The sequence below is a fragment of the Agrobacterium sp. 5Ca50 genome (assembly GCF_055381905.1).
This window is the reverse complement of record NZ_AP026439.1, coordinates 243439-265377: the sequence shown is the minus strand read 5'-3', so window position 1 is coordinate 265377 and position 21939 is coordinate 243439. Positions and strand designations below refer to the sequence as shown.

Annotated in this window: 18 protein-coding genes; 4 read left to right on the top strand and 14 right to left on the bottom strand. The window is 54.9% G+C overall.

Annotation, left to right across the window (positions count from 1 at the left end):
- Nucleotides 1–130 precede the first annotated feature (130 nt).
- From ACZ5FM_RS18845 to ACZ5FM_RS18830, 4 genes are all read left to right on the top strand, one after another.
- Nucleotides 131–1201, top strand: coding sequence for a LacI family DNA-binding transcriptional regulator (locus tag ACZ5FM_RS18845; protein WP_464040904.1), 1071 nt, complete (start codon nt 131–133; stop codon nt 1199–1201).
- A gap of 374 nt (nt 1202–1575) precedes the next feature.
- Nucleotides 1576–4389: an autotransporter outer membrane beta-barrel domain-containing protein gene (locus ACZ5FM_RS18840; protein ID WP_464040903.1), complete on the top strand. Its 2814-nt coding sequence runs from the start codon at nt 1576–1578 to the stop codon at nt 4387–4389.
- Between the two features lie 234 nt (nt 4390–4623).
- Nucleotides 4624–6663, top strand: coding sequence for a sensor histidine kinase (locus ACZ5FM_RS18835; RefSeq protein ID WP_464040902.1), 2040 nt, complete (start codon nt 4624–4626; stop codon nt 6661–6663).
- A 185-nt stretch (nt 6664–6848) separates the two neighbouring features.
- Nucleotides 6849–7523, top strand: a complete 675-nt coding sequence (locus ACZ5FM_RS18830; RefSeq protein ID WP_464040901.1) for a response regulator transcription factor — start codon at nt 6849–6851, stop codon at nt 7521–7523.
- 94 nt (nt 7524–7617) lie between these two features.
- On the opposite strand, the gene ACZ5FM_RS18825 is transcribed toward ACZ5FM_RS18830, so the two are convergent.
- From ACZ5FM_RS18825 to ACZ5FM_RS18760, 14 genes are all read right to left on the bottom strand, one after another.
- Complete coding sequence (locus tag ACZ5FM_RS18825; protein WP_312949909.1) at nt 7618–8604, bottom strand: M14 family metallopeptidase; 987 nt, start codon at nt 8602–8604, stop codon at nt 7618–7620.
- Nucleotides 8605–8625: 21 nt separating this feature from the next.
- Nucleotides 8626–9837, bottom strand: coding sequence for a pyridoxal phosphate-dependent aminotransferase (locus ACZ5FM_RS18820; RefSeq protein WP_464040900.1), 1212 nt, complete (start codon nt 9835–9837; stop codon nt 8626–8628).
- A gap of 57 nt (nt 9838–9894) precedes the next feature.
- Nucleotides 9895–10560, bottom strand: a complete 666-nt coding sequence (locus ACZ5FM_RS18815; protein WP_464040899.1) for an RraA family protein — start codon at nt 10558–10560, stop codon at nt 9895–9897.
- Nucleotides 10561–10572: 12 nt separating this feature from the next.
- Nucleotides 10573–11223, bottom strand: coding sequence for a TetR/AcrR family transcriptional regulator (locus ACZ5FM_RS18810; RefSeq protein WP_259148703.1), 651 nt, complete (start codon nt 11221–11223; stop codon nt 10573–10575).
- A 42-nt stretch (nt 11224–11265) separates the two neighbouring features.
- Nucleotides 11266–12027 carry an amino acid ABC transporter ATP-binding protein gene (locus ACZ5FM_RS18805; protein WP_310503214.1) on the bottom strand — a complete coding sequence of 254 codons (762 nt, stop codon included), beginning with the start codon at nt 12025–12027 and terminating at the stop codon, nt 11266–11268.
- Between the two features lie 11 nt (nt 12028–12038).
- A complete protein-coding gene (locus ACZ5FM_RS18800; RefSeq protein WP_259148702.1) occupies nt 12039–12905 on the bottom strand; it encodes an amino acid ABC transporter permease in 867 nt (288 codons plus the stop codon).
- A gap of 29 nt (nt 12906–12934) precedes the next feature.
- Nucleotides 12935–13804 carry an ABC transporter substrate-binding protein gene (locus ACZ5FM_RS18795; RefSeq protein WP_464040898.1) on the bottom strand — a complete coding sequence of 290 codons (870 nt, stop codon included), beginning with the start codon at nt 13802–13804 and terminating at the stop codon, nt 12935–12937.
- 368 nt (nt 13805–14172) lie between these two features.
- A complete protein-coding gene (locus ACZ5FM_RS18790; protein WP_464040897.1) occupies nt 14173–15027 on the bottom strand; it encodes a sugar phosphate isomerase/epimerase family protein in 855 nt (284 codons plus the stop codon).
- A 125-nt stretch (nt 15028–15152) separates the two neighbouring features.
- Nucleotides 15153–16322: a Gfo/Idh/MocA family protein gene (locus ACZ5FM_RS18785; protein WP_464040896.1), complete on the bottom strand. Its 1170-nt coding sequence runs from the start codon at nt 16320–16322 to the stop codon at nt 15153–15155.
- A gap of 11 nt (nt 16323–16333) precedes the next feature.
- Complete coding sequence (locus tag ACZ5FM_RS18780; RefSeq protein WP_312951057.1) at nt 16334–17383, bottom strand: sugar phosphate isomerase/epimerase family protein; 1050 nt, start codon at nt 17381–17383, stop codon at nt 16334–16336.
- Nucleotides 17384–17423: 40 nt separating this feature from the next.
- Nucleotides 17424–18446 carry a LacI family DNA-binding transcriptional regulator gene (locus ACZ5FM_RS18775; RefSeq protein WP_250984430.1) on the bottom strand — a complete coding sequence of 341 codons (1023 nt, stop codon included), beginning with the start codon at nt 18444–18446 and terminating at the stop codon, nt 17424–17426.
- Between the two features lie 3 nt (nt 18447–18449).
- Complete coding sequence (locus tag ACZ5FM_RS18770; RefSeq protein ID WP_464040895.1) at nt 18450–19418, bottom strand: ABC transporter permease; 969 nt, start codon at nt 19416–19418, stop codon at nt 18450–18452.
- Nucleotide 19419: 1 nt separating this feature from the next.
- Nucleotides 19420–20364, bottom strand: a complete 945-nt coding sequence (locus tag ACZ5FM_RS18765) for an ABC transporter permease (RefSeq protein ID WP_250984428.1) — start codon at nt 20362–20364, stop codon at nt 19420–19422.
- Entirely contained in the window at nt 20361–21854 is a 1494-nt protein-coding gene (locus ACZ5FM_RS18760) for a sugar ABC transporter ATP-binding protein (RefSeq protein ID WP_464040894.1), read from the bottom strand. The genes ACZ5FM_RS18765 and ACZ5FM_RS18760 overlap by 4 nt, the downstream gene beginning before the upstream one ends.
- Nucleotides 21855–21939 lie beyond the last annotated feature (85 nt).

The window sequence follows — 21939 nt, the reverse complement described above, 5'->3', positions numbered from 1 at the left end:
ATCCAGCTGCAATCATTCATGTAGAATGTTCTACGTATATCGTTCTACACTTTTTTCCGTTTGGCAACCCAATTTGTTCCGATAGAGTGAAATGACATTGCCCCAGCCTGTTGAAAGGCTTTTGTTAGGCATGCAAACGGCAGGATTGAAAGGTACATTTGTGGGTGAAAAAGGAACACGTGGCGGCCGGGTAACAATCCGGGAAGTCGCTGAAGACGCTGGTGTTTCTGTGGCCGCAGTTTCAAAAGTTCTGCGCGATGCTTATGGTGTATCCGACGCGTTGCGCGCCAATGTCCGGGCATCAATGAACAAGCTTGGATATCGGCCACTTGCAGCCGCACGTGGCATGCGTGGACAGACCTACACGATCGGTTTGCTGCTGCCCGATATCAGAAATCCGTTTTTCGCCGACATCATGACCGGCGTAAATACCGCACTTGAGCGAACGCAATATCGAGCGATGATCGGCATCAGCCATTCGTCGATCGAAACGGAACTGGCGATGGTGGAATCGATGATCGACCGCCAGATGGACGGCCTGTTGATGATCGGTTCGACTGAAGACCGGGAGAATCTGAACAATATCGCAATACGCAAACCTCTCGTCGCCATCGGACATCATGACCCGGAGGCTCAGGGTTTTGACACGGTCAACAATCACGATCAGCAAGGCGCGATGATTGTCGTCAAGCATCTGGCCGCAAACGGTTATCGCAAGATTGCGATGCTAAGCCTTATTTCCAGCACCTCCACCATTCTGACACAACGCGAGGTTGGATACCGTCGTGGCATGATGGAAGCCGGCCTTGGAAAATATATCAATATCGTACACTCCTCGCAGACGCTTCGCGACGTGCAACTGACCGCACGCCGCATGTTGACAGCGTCACAGCGCCCCGACGCCATCTTCTGTTGGACCGACCTCATCGCTTTGGGCGTCATCAGCGTAGCCAGAGAGCTTGGCCTGTCGATCCCTGAGGACCTTGCCGTGGTTGGTTATGACAACACGATGTTTTGTGACTTTGCTCAGAACAGGTTGACCAGCATCGACCAATCAGGAGAACAGCTTGGCCTTCAGGCAACGCGACTGTTGATCGAACGCATCAACGGCCGGAATACTGCGGAGCATTTTGTTGTAACACCGCGTATCGTTGTACGGGAAAGTTCAACACCCTCCACCACGCCAAAAGATCCCGTCTGAAGGCACTCCCAGATATCTGAAGTGCTTTCATCAACGGTGACTCAACTCGCGTTTTCTACCGCGCCAATACCGGCCTCATTTTTGCGATCGTCCCGTTGCGAATCAGCCAGCGCACCGGCTGTATAAATCAGCTGGTGAAGCGCGGTTGCACCTCATTTACCGCCCTGCAGGCCAATATTAGAACATTCTCTGTGGCTGCGCCGACACGCTTTCTCTTGCGTATCGTTACATATCGTAACAATTGTCACGAATAAAAAAGTTATAGTTTTTCAGTGGCTTGTCTAGAATCTCATGCACAGCGCGAACATATCGCTCATTGCAGGCAAAGTGCCTTCAATGTCTTTTCTGCGGGGGCAGACATGCATGAGAATTCAATGACGCCAGTCAACATAGGCCGGCGGTTTAATAAGGTAGCGAAAATCAGCCGCAACGCATTACTTGCCTCAACGATGCTGTTGACGGCATCCAATTTCGCTTGGGCAGACGAAGCTTTCAATAGTGGAAATCACGCGATCACAGCAGACAAAGCTGTTACAGGTAGACTGTTTGTATCGAATAACGCGGATACACATCTGACAATTTCAAACGGCGCAACTGTAACCAGCGGTGATGGCCTCATCGCATTTGGCGCTGGGTATACAGGTATCGTGACCGTCACGGGAGATGGGACCAGATGGGAAACCACCGAGCCTCTCACCGTCGGCGTTAACGGAAATGGTGAACTCAACATCGAAAATGGCGCTGTCGTACAAAATAGACTGGGCTACATCGCTCAAAAGGCGACGACCACCGGCAAAGTCAACGTGTCAGGTACTGGATCAACTTGGATAAATACAGGTGCGCTCTTTGTTGGCAACGGAACGCTGAATATTAAAGACGGTGGATTGGTCGAAAGTACGACCAGTATGATCGGTTATCCTGCAGACACTGTCGGCGTCGTAAACGTCACCGGTAATGGTTCCAGATGGATTGATCACCATAATATCTACGTCGGATATACTACTGATGGCACACTCAATGTCAGCGACGGCGGCGTTGTGGAAAATATTACTGGTTTCATTGGAAATTCCGCCAATAGCACCGGCGATGTAACAGTAACCGGCTCGGAGTCTCTGTGGATAAACAGCAGTGGTTTGATTATTGGTTATCAAGGCAACGGCACGCTGACCATCAGTGACGAAGCTGTCGTCACCGTCGGCACGCAGCAGCAAGATGGTAGCTATAACGGCACAACCTTTATTGCTTCAGCGCCCGGGTCAAAAGGCACTCTAAACATTGGTGCTGCCGAAACCGAATTCGCCGCTGCAGCTGGCACCTTGAAGTCTGACTCAATTACATTTGGCTCAGGCACTTCAGGCTCGATCGTCTTCAATCACACCGATGCCAATTACACATTTTCCGCCGGAATCAAAGGAAACGGTGACATAAAGCACCTCTCTGGCGTCACGACACTCACCGGTAACAGCGCCAACTTTTCCGGCGTGACCAATGTCAATGGCGGCAGCTTGCTGGTTAGCAATGTGCTTGGTGGCACAGTCAAAGTGAACAATGGCGGCACGATCGGTGGCACAGGCACCATTGGCACAACGACCATTGGCGACGGTGGCATTCTGTCCCCGGGCGGTTTGGAGACTATCATTTGGGCCAGAGCGTCCACATTTGGAGCCCCGTCTTTCAACCAGATCGGCACATTGACGGTAGATGGAAATCTCACACTGAGAGATGGATCCACCTATGCCGTTGATCTAAGCGGCACAACAAGTGATCTTGTTCACGTTAATGGGCAAGCATCAATTGAAGATGGCGCCGATGTTAAGGTGACGTCGTTGGACGATGCAACGAGCTACCAGCAGACCCAAAAATACACCATCCTCAACGCAGACGGCGGTCTCACTGGCAAGTTCAGCGAACTCATCAATACGTCTTCGGCGTTTCTGGATATCACCACGTCATATGACGACTACAACGCGTACTTGAATGTCTCGGTGAAGGGTTCCGGCAACACCGGCACCAACCCGAACCCATTCAGCAGGGTTGCACGAACGGGCAATCAGAAGTCGCTCGCAGGCGCACTCGACAGTCTGGACCAGACACCAGGTAGCGCTTCGTTGAAGCTTTACAACGACCTTTTGCAGTTGAGCGAAGACGACGCTCTGCAGGCTTACCAGCAGCTTTCCGGTGATGTTTATGCGACGGCACAAGGTGCCTTCACACAGACGAACCGCGCCGTAAACACCGCCCTGAACAGCCGTGTTCGCGCCGTGACTGACGGTGTTGCGGCACCTTCTTCGATGGCTCTCGGTTATGCTGAAGAGAAGAAAGCAGCAAAGGACGAACGTTTTGCTGCTTTCGAGCCCAAGGAAGCCTTCGATACCGATCGTTTCGCCACTTGGGTCAACGGTTTTGGTTCCTGGGGTAAGGTCAGCGGCGTTGACGGCGGTTCCGATACGGATACGGCCAATGGCGGCGTGATCTTCGGTGGCGACATGATGGTCGGTAGCGACTGGCGTGTTGGTGTGCTCGGCGGCTACAGTCGGTCATTCTTCGACACGGACAGCAGCAATGGTGCCAGCACCAACTACCACCTTGGCGGTTACGCGGGTAGCAAATGGGGTCCGGTCGCATTCCGCACAGGCCTGAATTACACTTGGCACAATGTTGATACGAGCCGTACCATCACGGCGCTTGGCGAGACATTGTCCGGCGACTATGACGGCAGCAGCTTCAATGCCTATGGCGAACTGGCCTACCGTCTTGACGTCGGCAAGTCTGCACTGGAGCCTTTCGCAGCCCTGGCGCATTCGCGCACCAGAACGGATGGCTTTACCGAAACAGGCGGCACGGCTGCACTGACGGTTGACGATTCCTCGATGAACACGACCTTCACCACCATCGGTCTGCGTGCATCTACAGATCTGGATATTGCCGGTGTAGCATCGGTGGCACGCGGCACCATCGGCTGGATGCATGCCTTTGGTGATGTCGACCCGGTATCCTCGGCTCGATTTGCCACGGGTGACAGTTTCTCCGTGACCAGCACGCCAGTTGACCGCAATGCGGCACTGCTCGAGGCAGGTGTGGACTTGACCATCACCCCGGCATCGACACTCAGCTTCACCTATAACGGACAGATCGGCTCAAACGCATACGATCACGGTGCCAACGCAAAGCTTCGCGTGAAGTTCTGATATCGCAATAAAAAACTCAGAGCGGCGGTTTTCCGCCGCTCTTTTCTTATGAGAGCATCCACAGGCATGTCCCGCAGAAGTCACAATTTTCGCACCTCACTCGCCACTTGTGCTTGACAACATCACCATACCGGGCGACGCGAAAACATTCGCATTAGTGCCGTCACAGGCACCGATCGGACAGAACCATCAAATGAACAGGCCTCACAGTTCGTGTCGTTAACAAAACTTCTCTTGTCCGCGCTGACAGCGTTGATTATCAGCGCCACCTCTCTGCTCGCGGGCGAGACTTCGGACGGCATACGCATTCAGCAAGTTCCTGCTGACCTCTATGGTTCCGTGCCTTTGGATGGCTTTATCGACGTCGCACTCGTCAAGAACGAAAAACTGACGTTGCAGGATATGTTGCAACACCAGGCATTGTTCGCGCCTATTGAAGGCCACGACGTCAATCTCGGCTTTGTGCGGACCTCCGCCTGGTTGCGATTTGCCGTGACACTGCCAGCAGGCGTGAAGCGACCGCAGGATATTCTTCTGTCAATCATGCCAAACTTTACCGATGAGTTGGAGGTCTATGTCGGCGTTGAAAAGCCCGGAATGCGGGAGGCGGATTTCGACCGCTTCGAGATGGGCGATCATTCGCCACGCCTGAATGCCAACTTCAATACGTCGGCAAACGTCTTGCCTCTAGAGTTATTTCCAGACCAGACGCGGATCATTTACATCCGGGCACACAACAAGGACGCCAGCCTCAACGTCTCGGCGGAACTGCTATCACCCAGCTATTATGACTACAGATCCATCGTCCAGAACCTCGTTCGTGGCATGTGGTTTGGCGGCATGGGCGTATTGCTGGTTATCCAGCTGTTTTTTTTCTATTTCGACAGAAAGAAGTTTTATATTTTCCTGATGCTGGACATTCTGGCTGTCAGTTCGACCTATTTTGGCGCGCTCGGCATGGCGCGACTGCTGTTTTTCGACAATGGTGGCCTCGGTAACGACTACTTGTCGAGTATGTCCTCCTGGTTTGGGCTGACCGCTGGTGCGCTATCGATAAGGGCCATTTTGGACCTCGACCCACGTTACCCGAAGATCGATCTCTATTTCCGCTTCGCAGCTATTGTCGGCATTATCGGTGTTTTCTGTGTGCTTTTCGGGGTAAACCGCTTTTTCGTGCTTTTGGCCGGACCGGTTATCTTGGTCCTCACCACAATGGCCATGTCGGTCGCCCTTATCGATTTCCTTCGGCAACCCAATGCACAAACTGGCCTTAACTCCGCGGCATTCGGCCTGCTTTGGGCAGGTTTGATTGCGACGAACAGCCAGCGGTATGGCATTCTCTCACTCCCCAGCTGGGTGGCAGGCTCTTATGCCGCAACCAGCATAACCCACTTTACACTCTTAACCGGCTCGCTGGCGGTCCGGTTGCGCAACGCAGAAACAGCTGCTCGCAATGCCGATCGCCGTGCTTTGGAAGCAGCAAGTGCCGCCGAACAACATGCCAATGATCTTGTTCGCGAAAGAACGGGGGAGCTGGTGGAGGCAAAACGGGTGGCCGAACAGGCACTCTGCGCCGAACTGCAGGCACAGGAACAGCAAGTCCGGTTCATGGAAGTCATTTCCCACCAGTATCGTACGCCGCTCGGCGTGATCAGAACCAACCTGCAAAGCATTGGTCTGACCTTGCCAAAAGACGATGAGGCCAATCGGCAGAGACTGGACCGCGCCCACACCGGCGTTGCGCGGCTGGTCGAGGTTTTGGAAGTCAATCTCACCAGAAGCAAACTGCAAGGCCCAGCCTTTCAGCCAGCACTGTCAGAGATCGGCGTCAGCAATGCCGCCATGAGCGCGGTCATAAGTGCGCGTGACTTGCTGCACGGCGTTACCTTGAATGTTTCAATCGCCCCGGACGTCGAACAGGCATTCATTCGCGCCGATAGCGAGATGTTGAAATTGGCAATTATCAACCTGCTCGAAAACGCATTCAAGTTTTCCGCCCCGGTTGGATCAACACAGGTTTGGCTGGACGTTTTCAGGGATAACGCGACTGTGCATTTCCGGGTTAGGGATAAAGGAATAGGTATCGAAGCAGAAGTCGTTGAAGACCTGATCGAGAACCACACACGAGGCACAAATTCGGCTCACATCGAAGGAACAGGCGTTGGCCTGTCACTTGTCAAACGTACCGCAGACGCCCATGCGGGACACTTTTCACTTTCAAGCGGTAAAGACGGCGGCACTGAAGCGACCATTGTTTTGCCCGTTTTGGCGTGAATTATCAGTCAAATCAACACCCATCCAATCCACCGGTTTCGATTGGAGCACTCGCCGCGTGATTATCACACGCGCTCACCACAGCCCGTAATGCACAGTCAAAAGTCAGTTCAATGCCCCCAGTATCTACCCCACCAACTCATGCCACGCGTCAAAGCGGAAATGGGCCGGTCCGAGTCATACTCGTGGAAGACGACCTTGATCTGAAGCAGGGATTGACTGATTTTCTGCGGTTGAACACCTTTGCCGTCACAGCCGTTGGAAACGGCAAGGAATTTGACCTGGCATTGGGCACGGAGGATTTTGACGTCGCCATACTCGACGTCAATCTGCCGGATACCAGTGGATTTGACATAGCGCAGCGCCTGAAGAAGACAACCAATATTGGCATCATCATGCTGACCGCCCGCACATTGCGGGACGATAAACTTCGCGGCTACTCCGAAGGCGCAAATCTCTACCTGACAAAACCGGTTGATGGCGATGAACTGGTGTTTGCCATCAAAAATCTGGCCGACCGGCTTCGCCAGAGCGACAAAAATGCACAACCTGCCCGGCCTACCGGCAAGTGGTCGATAGACCGGGTCGGCCAGCGGCTCACCTCTCCGCAGGGCACGGTCATCAAACTGTCCGGCCGTGAGGCGACATTGCTTTCAAAATTGGCAGAAGACAGTAAGCGGATCATTGGCCGTCACGAACTCGGCCTTGCCATGGGATATCAGACGCTTGCGGACACCCGCAGTCTGGACGCCGTCTTGCAGCGATTGCGCGTAAAAGTGCGCGAAAGCGGTGCCGAACTGCCCATCCATGTTATACATGGTGTCGGTTTTCAGCTCTCCAGCGAAATTACCCTCCGCTAGAATTTCAGCTTCCACTGGTGCGGTTCATGCAGAGCCCGGCCAATCACCCGGGCTCTCGGTGTTATTACAGTCCGCCGCGAGAGCTTTAGGGCCGTTAAGCAGCGCCAAACACCACACGGTCGCCGGAGGTTGCGACGCAGTCTTCCTTGAGGCTGATAATGTGCATGTCCTTTTCAGCCCGCACTTCTTCCAGTAACGTACCGAAACTGTCGTAGATACGCGTCAGGATATCACCGGCATTGACATAATCATGCGGTTTGCAGGCCTGGACAGCCAGACCACTTTCGGTGCAGCGGACGATAAACCGTTCTGTGGTGACGATCTGGTCGGCAAAAACCGTTACCTCACCTTCGACCATACCGAGATGACGCATGCTGTTTTCCAGTCCAAAAAGACCACTCTGCACAATCTCCTCCTCAACTCGGTTGGCATGGCCCAGTTCGAGCATAAAGGATGGAATACCCAGCGCCATACACTCCATGTCGAGTGAACCGGTCAAAGGCACCGGCTCGTCATTCTTGCCGAGCGTATCGACACTGCAATTGAGATGGATGCCATTTGCCAGCAAAAGTTCCAGTGCACGCTTTTCAGTCTCCGGATGTCCGGCATATTTCAGGACGGAGTAGGATTTGGAGCAATTGGTGACGCCAGACGCATGCAAGTCTATGAGGTAATCTGCATTCTGCTTGATCTCGTTAAAATGGTGGTAGGCGATCTGCTTGGTGATCGGGCCGACCGGTTTGCCAGGATAGCTTTCACCCAGATTACCGCCATCGTGCGGCGTGAAGCGGGTCTTGGCAAAAAAGGCCAGCGGGTTGCTGATCGGGGTGATGATCACCACACCAGACAGTTCTGCCGGATTGATCTTGTCAACCAGACGCAGGGCAGAGATGACACCGTTAAATTCATTGCCGTGAATGGCAGCGTTGACCCACAGACGCGGGCCATCTTTTGCGCCGTTGATGATATGGACCGGCAACGTCACCATCTCCCCGGTCGCAAGCGGCGCAACCTCGATAACGCCTTTCGCCTTGGCGCCCGGGGCCGCAGTTGCAGTACCGACAGTTACATTCTTCAACATGTTTAAATCCCCTTTTTGATTTTACGCGGCAACAGCCTGAAGGCTGGCGCAGAAACGCTGTATACGCAGGCAGGCTTCCCTCAGGTCTGCGATATCGCTGGCGTAGGAAATGCGGAAATGTCCCGGCAATCCGAAACCTTCACCGTGAACAAGTGCAACGCCTTCACTTTCCAGCAAGGCGGCGGTGAAATCCTCACTGGTATTCAAAACCCGGCCATTGAACACTTTGCCAAGTGCACCTTCACAGGACGGAAACACATAAAATGCACCCTCAGGCACAAGGCAGTGAATTCCGTCTGCTGCATTGAGCATATCCACCACAACGTCACGGCGTTCATGGAATGATTGCAGACGCTCAGCAAGAAAGCCTTGTTCGCCATCAAGAGCGGCAATTGCGGCACGCTGTGCAGGCACTGAAGCACCCGATGTTGTCTGCCCCTGCGCCTTTTCCATGGCGGCAATCAATGCACGCGGGCCGCCCGCGTAACCAATACGCCAACCGGTCATCGCATAGGCCTTTGATACGCCGTTCACCGTCAGCGTACGCTCCTTCAGCCGCGGTTCGACCGCAGCAGGTGTTGCAAACGGCAAATCATTGTAGATCAGGTGCTCATAGATATCGTCCGCCATAATCATCAAATCGGGAAATTCAACGAGTACGTCGGTGAGTGCCTTCATCTCATCGTGAGAATAAACGGCACCGGACGGATTGGACGGTGAATTGAGCATCAACCAGCGTGTCTTCGGCGTGATCGCCGCACGCAATTGCTCAGCGGTCATCTTGAAACCGTTACTAGCAGCCGCTGCGACAATCACCGGCGTACCGCCAAACAAAGCGACCATCTCTGGATAGGAGACCCAGTAAGGCGCCGGGATGATCACTTCATCGCCTGCATCGAGCGTCGCAAGCAGCGCATTGGAAATCACCTGTTTGCCACCGCTGGAGACGATAATCTCGTCTTCCTTGTAGGCCAGCCCGTTGTCACGTTCGAACTTGCGCTGAATGGCCTGACGCAACTGCGGCAAACCGGGCACCGGGGGATAGGTCAGGCCGCCTTTCATGATCGCCGCGCATGCAGCTTCCTTGACATGCTCGGGCGTATCGAAATCCGGCTCGCCCTGGCTGAGCGCGATGATGGAAATGCCCTGCGCGCGCATTTCACGCGCCTTGCGTGTTGCCGCAATCGTCGCAGAAGGCTTTATACGGGTCAGCGCGTTGGAAATTTTAAGCATGCGGATACTCCTTCCAGTCAAACGATCTGGCATTTCGAACAGATTTTAAAAGTCGGTTTAGAGCACGCCGTGCGTGCGCAGCGCTTCGTTGACCCAGGCGCGATTGTTCTCGCCCTTTTCAATCGCCACGAGCTGGCGGGTTTCCGCCTCATGTTTTTTCAGTGCGGCCGCATAGACGGTTTCAACTTCGTCAAAAGCAATCGCCAGCGCACCATCATCGTCTCCGATGACCAGATCGCCCGGGTGTACCACGGTGCCATCGATCGAAATCGGCACATTGATCTCGCCCGGACCGTCCTTGTAAGGACCACGATGCGTTACACCGGCGGCAAACACCGGGAAGTCATGTTCCCGGATCCAGGCCAGATCACGTATCGCGCCATCCAGCACTACACCTGCCAAACCGCGCTGGATCGCGTGCGACAGCATCAACTCACCCATCAGGGAATTCGTGACATCGCCCCCGGCGTCAACGACAAGCACATCACCCGGCAATGCTATATCGAGCGCCTTGTGGATCATCAGATTGTCACCGGGACGGGTCCGGACAGTGACGGCAGAGCCTGCCAGCACACCCTTGCGATGCATCGGGCGGATGCGTGGACCGAAACCCGACATACGCGACATGCAATCGCTGACATTGGCAACAGGCAAGGCTTTGAAGTGCTCGACCATACGCTGATCGACACGGCGTTCAATCGTTCCGATCTTAAAGCCAATCATGACGTCATTCCTTTATTTCGTTGCACCCACAGGAGTGCGATCTTCAGTAACCCCGGCATGCCACCCCTTCAGGGCGCCTACGAACGAGGAGATAAGGACGTGGGTAACGCGATCAGCGTCCAGAGACCTGATATTGATGAGGTCAAGAATATCGCGCGGATCGAACATGGTATTGTAGAGCATCGCAGCATCTTCCAGCATGGTCGAGGGCAGCCCACTCTCTGCCAACGCGCCAAGCAGAGCGCGGCGGCGCGCCTCGACGCCAAGAACCGTACTGGCAACCTGTCGGTGCATGCGTTCCAGAAAACCCTTGCGTGAACGCACCTGGACAAGAACCTGTCCGTGCTCGATCACCACATCGACCCAGAACCGACTAATCACGTAGAGCAGTGCAGTCCCTGTTTCCTCACGCGTCACCGAGAAGTCCCGCAGCTCTGTCATGATACGGATCAGATAGGCTTGGGTGACCTCTTCAAGCGACTGGAAATATCGATAGGTTGTCGCTGTCGACATACCGGCCGCCTTGCCAAGATCGCTCATCGTTGCAGGCAACTTACCAGCGTTGAGAAGCTCTTCCATCGCATCGATCAACTGATCACGGCGAAGCATGACACGGGCGTTGAAAGGTGTTTCGTCCGGCTTTCCGGAATTGGGCGGTGTCATGCGGCAAACCCTCTTTTTTGCATTTTTTGCAACCCGGAATTGTTAATGGATTCGCGCCAGAAAATCTCGGGTGCGTGGATGCTGTGGATTGGCCAGCATTTCCTTTGGTTCCCCGGCTTCAACGATCTGTCCGTCGGCCATGAACACCAGATGGTCACCAATTTCGCGCGCAAACGAGATTTCATGTGTCACGATAATCATGGTGATGCCGGTCTTTGCCAATTCGCGCATGACATCCAGCACTTCGCCCACCAGTTCCGGATCGAGTGCGCTGGTTGGCTCGTCGAAAAGGATGAGTTCAGGTTTCATCGCCAACGCTCTGGCAATCGCTACGCGCTGCATTTGCCCCCCGGAAAGCTCGGCCGGATAGGAATGGGCCTTGTGTCCGAGACCAACCTGCTCAAGCAGCTTGAGGGCCTCGGCTTCAGCCTGCGCCTTTGCCACGCCCTTCACCTGGACCGGTGCCTCCATGACATTCTGCACGGCAGTCAGATGCGGGAACAGATTGAACCGCTGGAAGACCATGCCCATACGGGCGCGCTGGGCAGCAATGTGGCTTGAGGAAAGCTCCCGTAAATTGGCGCCTTCCCGGACATAACCGATCAGTTCGCCATCAACGGTAATGGTGCCGGAATTCGGTGTTTCCAGACGGTTGATGCAACGGAGCATAGTGCTTTTACCGGAGCCCGATGGGCCAATAATACATGTAACTTTGCCGGCCTCAATATCGAGGTCGATGTCTTTAAGCACATGTACCGTGCCGAAATACTTATTGAGGGAGTGGATCTGCACCATAGCGACCATCTCTTTTCTCCTTATGCCTTGCGCGGTTTGCGTGCCATGGAGGTGAATCCCTGGCCGACACGGCGTTCGAGGTAACCCTGCAGCAGGCTGGCGAGAGTGGTGACGACGAGGTACCAGAAGGTCGCAACCAGCAGCAGCGGGATGACCCGGAAGTTCTGCGAATAGACATTTTGAACCGCAGTCATCAGTTCACCACCGGCGATGAACGCGACAAGCGAGGTTGCCTTGAGCAGTGAAATGACTTCATTACCGGTTGGCGGCACGATGATGCGCATGGCCTGGGGAAGAATGATGCGGCGGATGAGTTTGCCGTCCTTCATACCGAGAGCACGTCCTGCCTCGGTCTGTCCGTGATCGACCCCCAGAAAACCGGCGCGGACAATTTCTGCCATATAGGCCGCCTCGTGCAGGGCAAGTCCGAGAACAGATGCCACGAAGCTCGAGATCAAGAAGTTGGTCGACACCGAATAATCGATACCGAACAGCGGAACAACCAGACCGATGCGCGGCCAGAGCAGAGCAAGATTGAACCAGAATACCAGCTGGACAATCAGCGGAACGCCACGAAAGAACCAGATATAAACCCGCGCCACCCATTCCAGCACAGGGTTGCCGGACATCGCCATGATGGCGAGAACAACACCGAGGACTGTGCCGATTGCCATGCACAGCGCGGTGAGCACGATTGTGTTTACAAGGCCGTACAGGATCGCTTCATCGAAAAGATAATTCCACACGACATTCCATTGCAGGTTCTCGTTTCCGGCCAGCGACAGGAAAAGAGCTGCGAGAATGGCGATAACGACGACTGCGGTGATCACGCGCCATGGATGTCTGGGTGGGAGAAGTTTTGGTTCAGTGGAAGTCTGTACGGCCATGCTTTTTATCCTTGGTCTCTTGGGTAACCTTACTCAGCCAGAGGCTTGGTGGAGGTGCCGTTGAAAACCGGTTCTTTCAGGGAGAGGCTGGAGAGTTTGTATTTCTCAAGAACCTTGGCGTATGTACCGTCGTCCATGATTGCCTGGAAACCTGCCATCAGTGCGTCAGCCAGCTCCTTGTTACCCTTCTTCACGCCTGCACCATGATATTCCGGGCGGAAGGGCTCTCCAAGAATTACGAGGTTCTGACCAGATGCCTCAATGCCAATACCCACACCGTAGGCCTGAACAAAGGTCGCCGCACGGCCGGTCTCAACCTGCAGCTGGGCCTCAGCAGGGCTCGGAACGATCAGAATATTAAGTGCTTCCTTGCCCTCGGCCTTACATTTTTCGGCCTGTGCTTTCATGACAAGCTCGGAGGTTGTGCCGCTGGGCGACGCTACCGTCTGACCGCAGAGATCGGCGACCTTGGTGATCTTTTCCTCTGTTTCCGGCCGCCCCATCAACACCATGTTGGTGAGGATGTAATCGACGAAATCAACCTGCTCCTGTCGTGCAAGCGTATCGGTGAACGTACCAATTCCAACATCAACACGACCGGCCTGAAGTGCGGGGATCAAGGCTGAATAGGCGATGTTGTTAAACTTCACGTCAACACCGAGCTTTTCGCCAACGGCATGCATGAGTTCCACGATAACGCCGCTGACTTCGCCCTTGCTGTCGACCTTGACGTAAGGTGCGATTGCAGTCGGTCCGCCAACTTGCAGCACACCTGCGGAACGCACCTCCTGCGGCAGAAGCTTGGTCAGCTCTGTCTCTGCCGCAAAGGCAGATGCCGTTGAAATCGAGAGCGCCGCGATGGCCGCGAAAATCGAGGTATGGATGATCCTGCGAGACATGTCATGTTCCCTTTATTGTTTGAAGCATCCTTTGTTGCCCATATTTCAAGCAATCATTTTTGAGAATGCATTCTCAAATAAAACGATCATTCTTTATTGAAGTCAAGCAATGGAAATAAATTTATAATTGATATTTTTCAGATGCTTAAGTTATATTTTCACAATCACCATTTTCAAGTATGAGAAATGTTTCTCATATTTTATCAAGAGATCAAAATTTTTAGCAGGTTTAAATGGCACATGAGTAGCCGGAAAGAGCTTCCCCGCAATACAGTCTTCTTAAACGCAAAAACTCCCCGGTAAACCAGTTGCCGGGGAGTTCTTATAGTGGCCAATTGTCAGTTTAACTGATCGATTTTTTAGCCGTCTTACTGAATTGTCGGCAGGTGTTCGTTGAGGAAGGCGTTGCCCTTGGTCAGGACGGCTTCGGCATCGAGCGGCATGTCGTGTTCAAGGATGAACCATTTCGCACCGGCCTTTTTGGCCGCTGGCAAGATTGTTTTCCAATCCAGGACGCCGGTGCCGAGGGTGGCAAAACCACGCTCATTTTCCGCTGTGCCCGCAGGTGCATTATCCTTCGCGTGGATCGCAAATACACGGCCATTCAATGTGCCGAGAAACTCTGCCGGGTCAGTGCCGCTGCGTGCTACCCAGGCAACATCAAGCTCGCTTTGCAGCTTGGGACCGGCAGCATCGAGCAGAAGCTCAAGCGCTGTCTTGCCGTCAAACTTGACCAGTTCAAAGTCATGATTGTGGTAGGACATGGCCAAACCGGCTGCAGCCAACTTGTCTGCGTAACCACCAAGCTCCTTGCCAAAGGCCGTCCATGCAGCAGCATCAGTCGGGCGATCTTCCGGCTTAAGGAAAGGTACGGTCACAACCGGGTTGCCAACGGCCTTCTGCTCGGCAATGACGCCGTCCAGATTGCCGCGCAGCTTGTCGATCGGCACATGTGACGAGATCACCTTGATCTTGTGTTTCTCAAGCAGTGCAGACAGTTCATCTGCGCTGACCTTCTGCATGTCGACGGTTTCCACTGCCGAGACACCGGCGCGATTGAGAATGGCAAACTGCTCTTCAAGCGTGCCTGCATCGCGCAATGTGTACATCTGCGCTGCAATTGGCAGGGTTTTAGTGTCTTCAGCCAGAACAGGGTTTGCGATACCTGCCGCCATTGCTGCGACCAGTGCCATACCTGCGAATGTTGATTTCAAGGATTTCAAACGCGTAACTCCCTTTTCGTTTGAGCGGTAAACGACACGCAAGCGCCACCCTCCCCGGCCCTGCAGCCGGAGGTGCAAAAGCAGCCTCGAATGTGTGGTGTCGTCTGTTTCAGATAGACTGCGGGTTAGATGTCGATCCCGACCCAAGACGTGGTCTGGCTGGACCGTACTGCCGCATCAATGAACGCAAGCCCCGCAAGGCCGTCGTCAATACCGGGGTAGATCCCCTCCCCAGACGATGTATTCCCCTCCCTCTTTGCTATGATAGCATCTGCGGCTTCACTGTAGATCGTCGCAAACCCTTCCAGATATCCTTCAGGGTGGCCGGATGGCACTCGGCTGACGCGGTTGGCGGCAGGGCCTGCCCCGGCGCCATTGCGTGTAATCAGCCGCTTCGGTTCGCCATAGGGCGTGAACCACAATTCGTCTGGCACGCGGTGGTGCCACTCAAGCCCGCCCTTGTCGCCGTAGACACGCAGCGAAAGTGCATTTTCGTTGCCAACGGCAATCTGGCTGGCCCACAGCATACCCTTGGCACCACTGGCGTATCGCAACAGGATATTGGCGCTGTCGTCTAGTTGCCGTCCGGGCACGAAGGATGTCAGATCAGCATAGATGCTCTCGGGAATTTCACCCGTGACGAATGCTGCAGCGTTAAAAGCATGCGTGCCAATATCGCCAATCGCGCCGCCCGCGCCAGAACGGCTGGGGTCTGTGCGCCACTCCGCGCCCTTGACGCCGGTTGTCTCCACCGCTTCCGTCAGCCAGTCCTGCGCATATTCCGCTTGCACATGACGCAGCTTGCCGATGGCGCCGTTGGCAATCATTTCTCGCATCTGACGCAACATGGCATAACCGGTGTAGTTATGCGTCAGAATAAACAAATTGTCGGACGCCTTGACGATTTCGGCCAGCTTCTTGGCTTCCTCGATCGTCGCGGTCACCGGCTTGTCGCAGATAACATGGATGCCCTTTTCCAGGAAAAGCTTTGAGGGGGCAAAATGCAGATGATTTGGCGTCACGATGGCGACGGCCTCGATACCATCGGCGCGCGCCGCTTCAGCCACAGCCATATCTTCAAACGAAGCATAGGAGCGATCTGCTTCAATACCGAGCATCACGGCCGAGGCGTTGGCGCGGGCAGGGTCGGATGAGAGCGCCCCGGCCACCAGCTCATAACGGTCGTCAAGTCGCGCTGCGATACGGTGAACCGCGCCGATAAATGCACCTTGACCGCCGCCGACCATACCGAGACGAATACGACGGCTGTCGAATTTTTTTGTGCCTGCTGACATGGGATTACCTTTCACAGACCAAGGATGCGAAGGTTGGCGGCTTCATCCACCCCGCTTTTGGCGAAATCGTCAAATGCCCGCTCGGTCACGCGAATGATGTGGTTTTTAATGAAGTCTGCCCCTTCTCGCGCACCATCTTCCGGGTGCTTCAGAGCACACTCCCATTCCAAAACCGCCCATCCGTCGAAGTCATATTGGGTGAGCTTGGAAAACACCGCACCGAAATCGACATGCCCATCGCCCAGCGAGCGAAACCGACCCGGACGATCAACCCAGCCTTGATAGCCGCCATAAACGCCGGATCGGCCGGTCGGATTGAACTCGGCATCCTTGACGTGGAAGGCGCGGATACGCTCGTGATAGATATCGATGAAATCCAGATAGTTCATCGCCTGAAGCACGAAGTGGGACGGATCATAGAGGATGTTGGCCCGTGCGTGATTGCCTGTCGCTTCCAGAAAACGCTCGAAGGTCACGCCGTCATGCAGGTCTTCACCCGGATGCAGCTCGTAGCAGAGATCAACGCCGTTCTCATCGAACGTATCGAGAATAGGTTTCCAGCGATTGGCAAGCTCGGCAAAGGCCATTTCAACGAGGCCGGTCGGACGTTGCGGCCATGGATATACAAACGGCCATGCCAGGGCACCGGAAAAGGTCGCATGGCTTGAAAGACCAAGATGCTGCGAGGCTTTCGCCGCATATTTCAGCTGATTGACGGCCCATTCCTGCCGTGCCTGCGGTTTGCCGCGCAATTCGGCTGGCGCAAAACCATCAAACAACTCGTCATAGGCAGGATGAACCGCAACAAGCTGGCCCTGAATATGAGTGGAAAGCTCGGTGATTTCGACACCGAGTTCGGCAAGGCGCCCTTTGATATCGTCGCAATAGGCCTTGGAAGCCGCAGCTTTTTCCAGATCGAAGAGTTTGGGATCTGTGGGCACCTGAATGCCCTTGTAGCCGAGCGAAGCTGCCCATTGGCCGAGATTGTCGAGCGTGTCGAAGGGGGCTTTATCTCCAACAAATTGCGCGAGGAAAATCGCCGGGCCTTTGATCGTCTTCATATCCATACTCTCCTTGCATTCACAATTTCAGGTATCGCAGCTAAGGCTGCCGCGGTCGGCAGCGCGCCACCGAGCCGCGCACCACCAGTTCTGTGTCCATTACGATTGTCTCGGCTGTCCGTTTGCCGTTCAGCCGCTCAACCATCAGCGCCATGGCCTTGCGACCCATTTCCTGACGGGGCTGCCGCACCGTTGTCAGCGGTGGTTCGAACGCATTGGCGAAGATGATGTCGTCGAAACCGGTGACCGACACGTCACTCGGCACCGACAGGCCACGCGCCCGCAATTCGCTGATCGCACCAATTGCCATCTGGTCGCTCGATGCGAAGATGGCAGTGAAGGAAATACCGCGCTCCAGAAGGCCAGTAATTGCCTGACGACCGCTTTCGATGCTGTAGTCACCGCTGACAAGCAGCGTCTCATCGTAATCGATCCCGGCTTCGGTGAGAGCATCGCGGTAGCCATCAAAACGCTCTTGCGCCAGCGTCTCCGGGAACGGACCGGCAAGATGCACAATCTGCTTGTGCCCGGCCTCGATGAGGTGACGCATGGCATTTTTGGATGCCGCACGGTTGTCGACCTTGACGGTTGGTAGCGCAATGCCGGCAACGGTTTCCGAGGCGATGACGATTGGCGGCAGGTTATCCACCTGATCCAAAAGCTCTGTCGGAAACTGGCCCGTCATCAGGATCAGCCCATCGGCATGTTTCTGCCGGACCATATCGATGTGATTTGCTACCCGGTTCACATCGTTGCGGGCATCACCCATGAGAACCTTGTATCCAGCTTCGCTGGCCGCTTCTTCGACACCCTTGTAGATTTCGAGATAAAATGGGTTGCCGATATCACGAACCAGGAGAATGACGGTGTTGTTGGATTGGCGTCGGAAACTGGCCGCCTGGGCATTGGGCACAAAGTTCGCTTGCCTCACGGCATCGAAAACCTTTTTCCGGGTTTCCGGGCGCACCTTGTCGGGTTGCTGCAGCGCGCGCGACACGGTCGCAATCGACACGCCCGCAATGGCTGCAACTTCCCGGATATTCGAACCTTGTTCTTTGCTCATCTGTTACACACGCAGCTGCTTTTGGCGGCCATAAAGCAGCATCAGCGCAAGTAACGTGACACCGAATATGATCTGCCGGGCCCATACATCTAAGTTGAGTGTAATCAGTACGCTTTGCAGGATGGTTAGCGCAACAGCTCCGGCCATTGTTCCGACATATCCACCGGCGCCGCCCGCCAGTGAAGTACCGCCAATGACAACCGCGATGATCGACGGCAGGACATATTGATCGCCAACCGAAATGAAGGACGTGCCGGTGTAACCGATCACGCAGACCCCGGTCAGCCCCGCAAATAGACCGGACAGGCCATAGAGCAGCGTGCGGATCAGGGAAACTGGCAGACCGACCAGTGTCGCTGCGCGTTCGTTTGAACCGATAGCGTAAATGGCAAATCCAAACGCCGTTCTGCGCAGCATGAACAGCATGATGGCCGCAATGCCCAACCAGACGAAGAGCACGCCAGGAATGCCGAAAATCAGCGGACGGTTGATGAAACCGGCCAGCAGCGGCGCTGCCGCACCCGATGGCACGCCCTGCGAGTACACCACAAGTCCGCCCTGAATCACCGCCGTCATGCCAAGTGTCATGACCAATGGAGGAATACGCACGAAGGTGATGCCGATGCCGTTGACGAGACCGATCAGGAACGGAATGCCGCCAGCGACCAGAATGGCGAGCGGAATACCGGCATTCTGGCCGTTCATCATGTTACCAGCCAGAACAGCGCCTAGCGAGATCATGGCACCGACCGAGAGGTCGATACCCTCACGTCCGCCAAGGATCACAAGGTTCTGACCTGCCGCGACGATGCCGAGAATGGCGGCAATAGTCAGCAAACGAACGATCTGCGAGCCCTGCGCAAAGCCCGGTGACAACAATTCGCCAACCAGCAGAAGGAAAACAGATGCGCCAATGGCAATGGTTAAGGGATCGGTGAGCAGAGTTTTGATTTGCAAGCCCGGATTTGTCATATCAACGCCTCGTCACCAGAACGCCACCGGCAAGCGCCGTCAGCACAATCAAACCCTGCACCAATGTCTGGTACTCGAAGGGCAAGCCCGCAAAGAAAATCACATTGCCGATCATGCCAAGCACTAGCGCCCCAGCAATCGACCCCGTCGAACTGCCAAACCCGCCAGAAAGCGCCGTTCCGCCCAAAACTACCGCCGAAATGGATGACAGCGCCAGACTTGCGCCCAGCAATGGGTCGCCCGATGCGGTTTCACCGGTGAGGCAGAGCGCCGCCAGCGCCGAAAACAGGCCGGAGATCATGTAAGCGCCGATACGAATACCGGAGAGACGAAGACCAGTCTGAAAAGCACCGGTGCGATTGCCGCCGACCGCCAACAGATGCACATGAAACGGAATACGCGACACGATCAGTGTGAAGGCAATACCGGCGAACAGAACCCACACCACAAAAGGCAAGCCGATGAAGCTGCCGGAATAGGTTTGCCAATAGGCTTCAGGGACCGGAAGACCAGCCTGCGGCAACACCCAGATAGCAAGTCCGGCAAAAATGATGCCCGTGGCAAAGGTCGTGACAATCGGCTGAAAGCGCAGGCCGGAAATGAACAGGCCATTGACCAGTCCGCATACCAGACCAACAATGCAACCTGCCGCCATTCCTGCAAACACAGCACCGGCTGACCCGCCAAGCGCCGCAATCACGCTGACCGTAACAACATTGGCAAGTGCCACGATGCTGCCCACCGACAAATCAATGTCGCCAGCGAGAATGACATAGGTTTGGCCGATGGCAACGAGGATTAGCGGAAGAAATGTCGTCAGGTTGGATTGCAACACCGACGGCTGAATGAATGTGGGCTGCAGAAACGTGTTGACCGCAACAAGAATAGCGAGAACGACAAGCGTTATGATCCAAGGTTGCTTGCGTAAGATACCGGACGAACTCATGCGGCGTCTCCATAGGCGGCGCGTGTCATGTTGATGGGGGTCATGTCTTCTCCGGTCAGTTCTGCCGAAATACGACCGCCGTTGAACACCAGAATGCGGTCGGCATATTCAAGAATTTCCGCGTCCTCGGACGAGTAGAAAAGGATGGTGGCACCGGCATCGGCCTGCTGGCGCATTAGGGCAAAAAGGTCTGCCTTGGCACCAAGATCGATGCCCTTGGTCGGATCATCCAGCAACAGCAGCTTCGGCGCGGTTGCCAGCCAGCGGGAAATGAAGATCTTCTGCTGATTGCCGCCGGAAAGCGTGCCGATCGGCATATCCATGCCGGCAAACTTCGTTTTCATATCGTCAGCGACTTTCTGCACACGCGGTTTCAGCGTGGCAGGGCGGATCAGCTTTTTCTTTTCGCGCACCATCAAAGCGGCGACGAGATTTTCAAAAATAGAACGCCCCTGAAAGGAGGCGTCACGGCCACGATCTCCAGAGACATAGGCGAAACCGTTATGAACGGCCTGTGCCGGCTTGGCGATGGTCACCTTCTGGCCGGCAAACTGCACATCCCCAGATGTAAAGGGATTGGCACCGAACAGCCCTTTCAAAAGGGCCGATTGACCTTGTCCCTGCAGACCCGCCAGACCGAGGATCTCTCCCGGATAGGCTTCAAGCGTCACACCACGCACACCGGTGCTGATCGCATTTTCCACCTTCAGGCTGGCTGGAGCGGCCAAACGTCCCTGCTGGCGAGCCGGTGCGGCGCGGACATCCCCAACCATGTCATGAACAACAGCTTCACGGGTGGTAGTGGAGGTATCGAGTTCAGAAATTGTCGCGCCGTTCCTCATCACGGTGATGCGGTCACAAACGGCAAATACTTCGTCAAGACGATGGGAAATCATGATGGTAGAGACACCATCGACCTTCTTGGCCCTGAGAATTTCGAAGAAACGCTGTGACTGGCGGCCGTCAAGTGCTGCCGTTGCCTCATCCATGATCATCAGGCTGGCATTCTGCGCAAAAACTTTAAGAATTTCGACAAGCTGGCGCTGGTCCGGCGGTAAGTTGCCGACAATCGCGTCCGGCTCAAGCCCTTCTCCGGCAACACCGTCAAACAGTGCAATCAACTTGCGCGCCTCGGCGATCAGGGCCTTGCGATCGACAAACACGCCGCGCTTCGGCTCTCGTCCGAGAAAGATATTATCGGCCACGGACAATTGCGGGATCAGGCTCAACTCCTGATAAAAAAGCGCAATTCCTGCATTTTCGGCGTCACGCGGGCTTTTGAAGTGTACTTCGCTGCCGTTGAACTTGATGGCGCCACTGGTCGGGGCTACTGCACCCGCCACAATCTTGCATAGCGTGCTCTTGCCGCAACCATTAGCGCCGAGCAGCGCGTGGATTTCACCACGGCCGACCGTCAGCTTACCGGCTGTCAGGGCACGCACGGCACCAAAATTCTTCGTTATGCCGGCCGCTTCCAAAGCGTTCGCCATCGCATGTCTCCGAATTGTACTTGTCATTGGCGGACATGGGAAAACACACATTGTCCGCATTCGAATTGTGAAATCCGGGCTGGCG

Excerpts from the sequence above, each read along its gene's own strand:
- ACZ5FM_RS18845 (WP_464040904.1), top strand. The coding sequence starts at position 131 with ATGCAAACGGCAGGATTGAAAGGTACATTTGTGGGTGAAAAAGGAACA.
- ACZ5FM_RS18840 (WP_464040903.1), top strand. The coding sequence starts at position 1,576 with ATGACGCCAGTCAACATAGGCCGGCGGTTTAATAAGGTAGCGAAAATC.
- ACZ5FM_RS18825 (WP_312949909.1), bottom strand. The coding sequence starts at position 8,604 with ATGTTGAAGAATGTAACTGTCGGTACTGCAACTGCGGCCCCGGGCGCC.
- ACZ5FM_RS18820 (WP_464040900.1), bottom strand. The coding sequence starts at position 9,837 with ATGCTTAAAATTTCCAACGCGCTGACCCGTATAAAGCCTTCTGCGACG.
- ACZ5FM_RS18815 (WP_464040899.1), bottom strand. The coding sequence starts at position 10,560 with ATGATTGGCTTTAAGATCGGAACGATTGAACGCCGTGTCGATCAGCGT.
- ACZ5FM_RS18810 (WP_259148703.1), bottom strand. The coding sequence starts at position 11,223 with ATGACACCGCCCAATTCCGGAAAGCCGGACGAAACACCTTTCAACGCC.
- ACZ5FM_RS18805 (WP_310503214.1), bottom strand. The coding sequence starts at position 12,027 with ATGGTCGCTATGGTGCAGATCCACTCCCTCAATAAGTATTTCGGCACG.
- ACZ5FM_RS18800 (WP_259148702.1), bottom strand. The coding sequence starts at position 12,905 with ATGGCCGTACAGACTTCCACTGAACCAAAACTTCTCCCACCCAGACAT.
- ACZ5FM_RS18795 (WP_464040898.1), bottom strand. The coding sequence starts at position 13,804 with ATGTCTCGCAGGATCATCCATACCTCGATTTTCGCGGCCATCGCGGCG.
- ACZ5FM_RS18785 (WP_464040896.1), bottom strand. The coding sequence starts at position 16,322 with ATGTCAGCAGGCACAAAAAAATTCGACAGCCGTCGTATTCGTCTCGGT.
- ACZ5FM_RS18780 (WP_312951057.1), bottom strand. The coding sequence starts at position 17,383 with ATGAAGACGATCAAAGGCCCGGCGATTTTCCTCGCGCAATTTGTTGGA.
- ACZ5FM_RS18775 (WP_250984430.1), bottom strand. The coding sequence starts at position 18,446 with ATGAGCAAAGAACAAGGTTCGAATATCCGGGAAGTTGCAGCCATTGCG.
- ACZ5FM_RS18770 (WP_464040895.1), bottom strand. The coding sequence starts at position 19,418 with ATGACAAATCCGGGCTTGCAAATCAAAACTCTGCTCACCGATCCCTTA.
- ACZ5FM_RS18765 (WP_250984428.1), bottom strand. The coding sequence starts at position 20,364 with ATGAGTTCGTCCGGTATCTTACGCAAGCAACCTTGGATCATAACGCTT.
- ACZ5FM_RS18760 (WP_464040894.1), bottom strand. The coding sequence starts at position 21,854 with ATGGCGAACGCTTTGGAAGCGGCCGGCATAACGAAGAATTTTGGTGCC.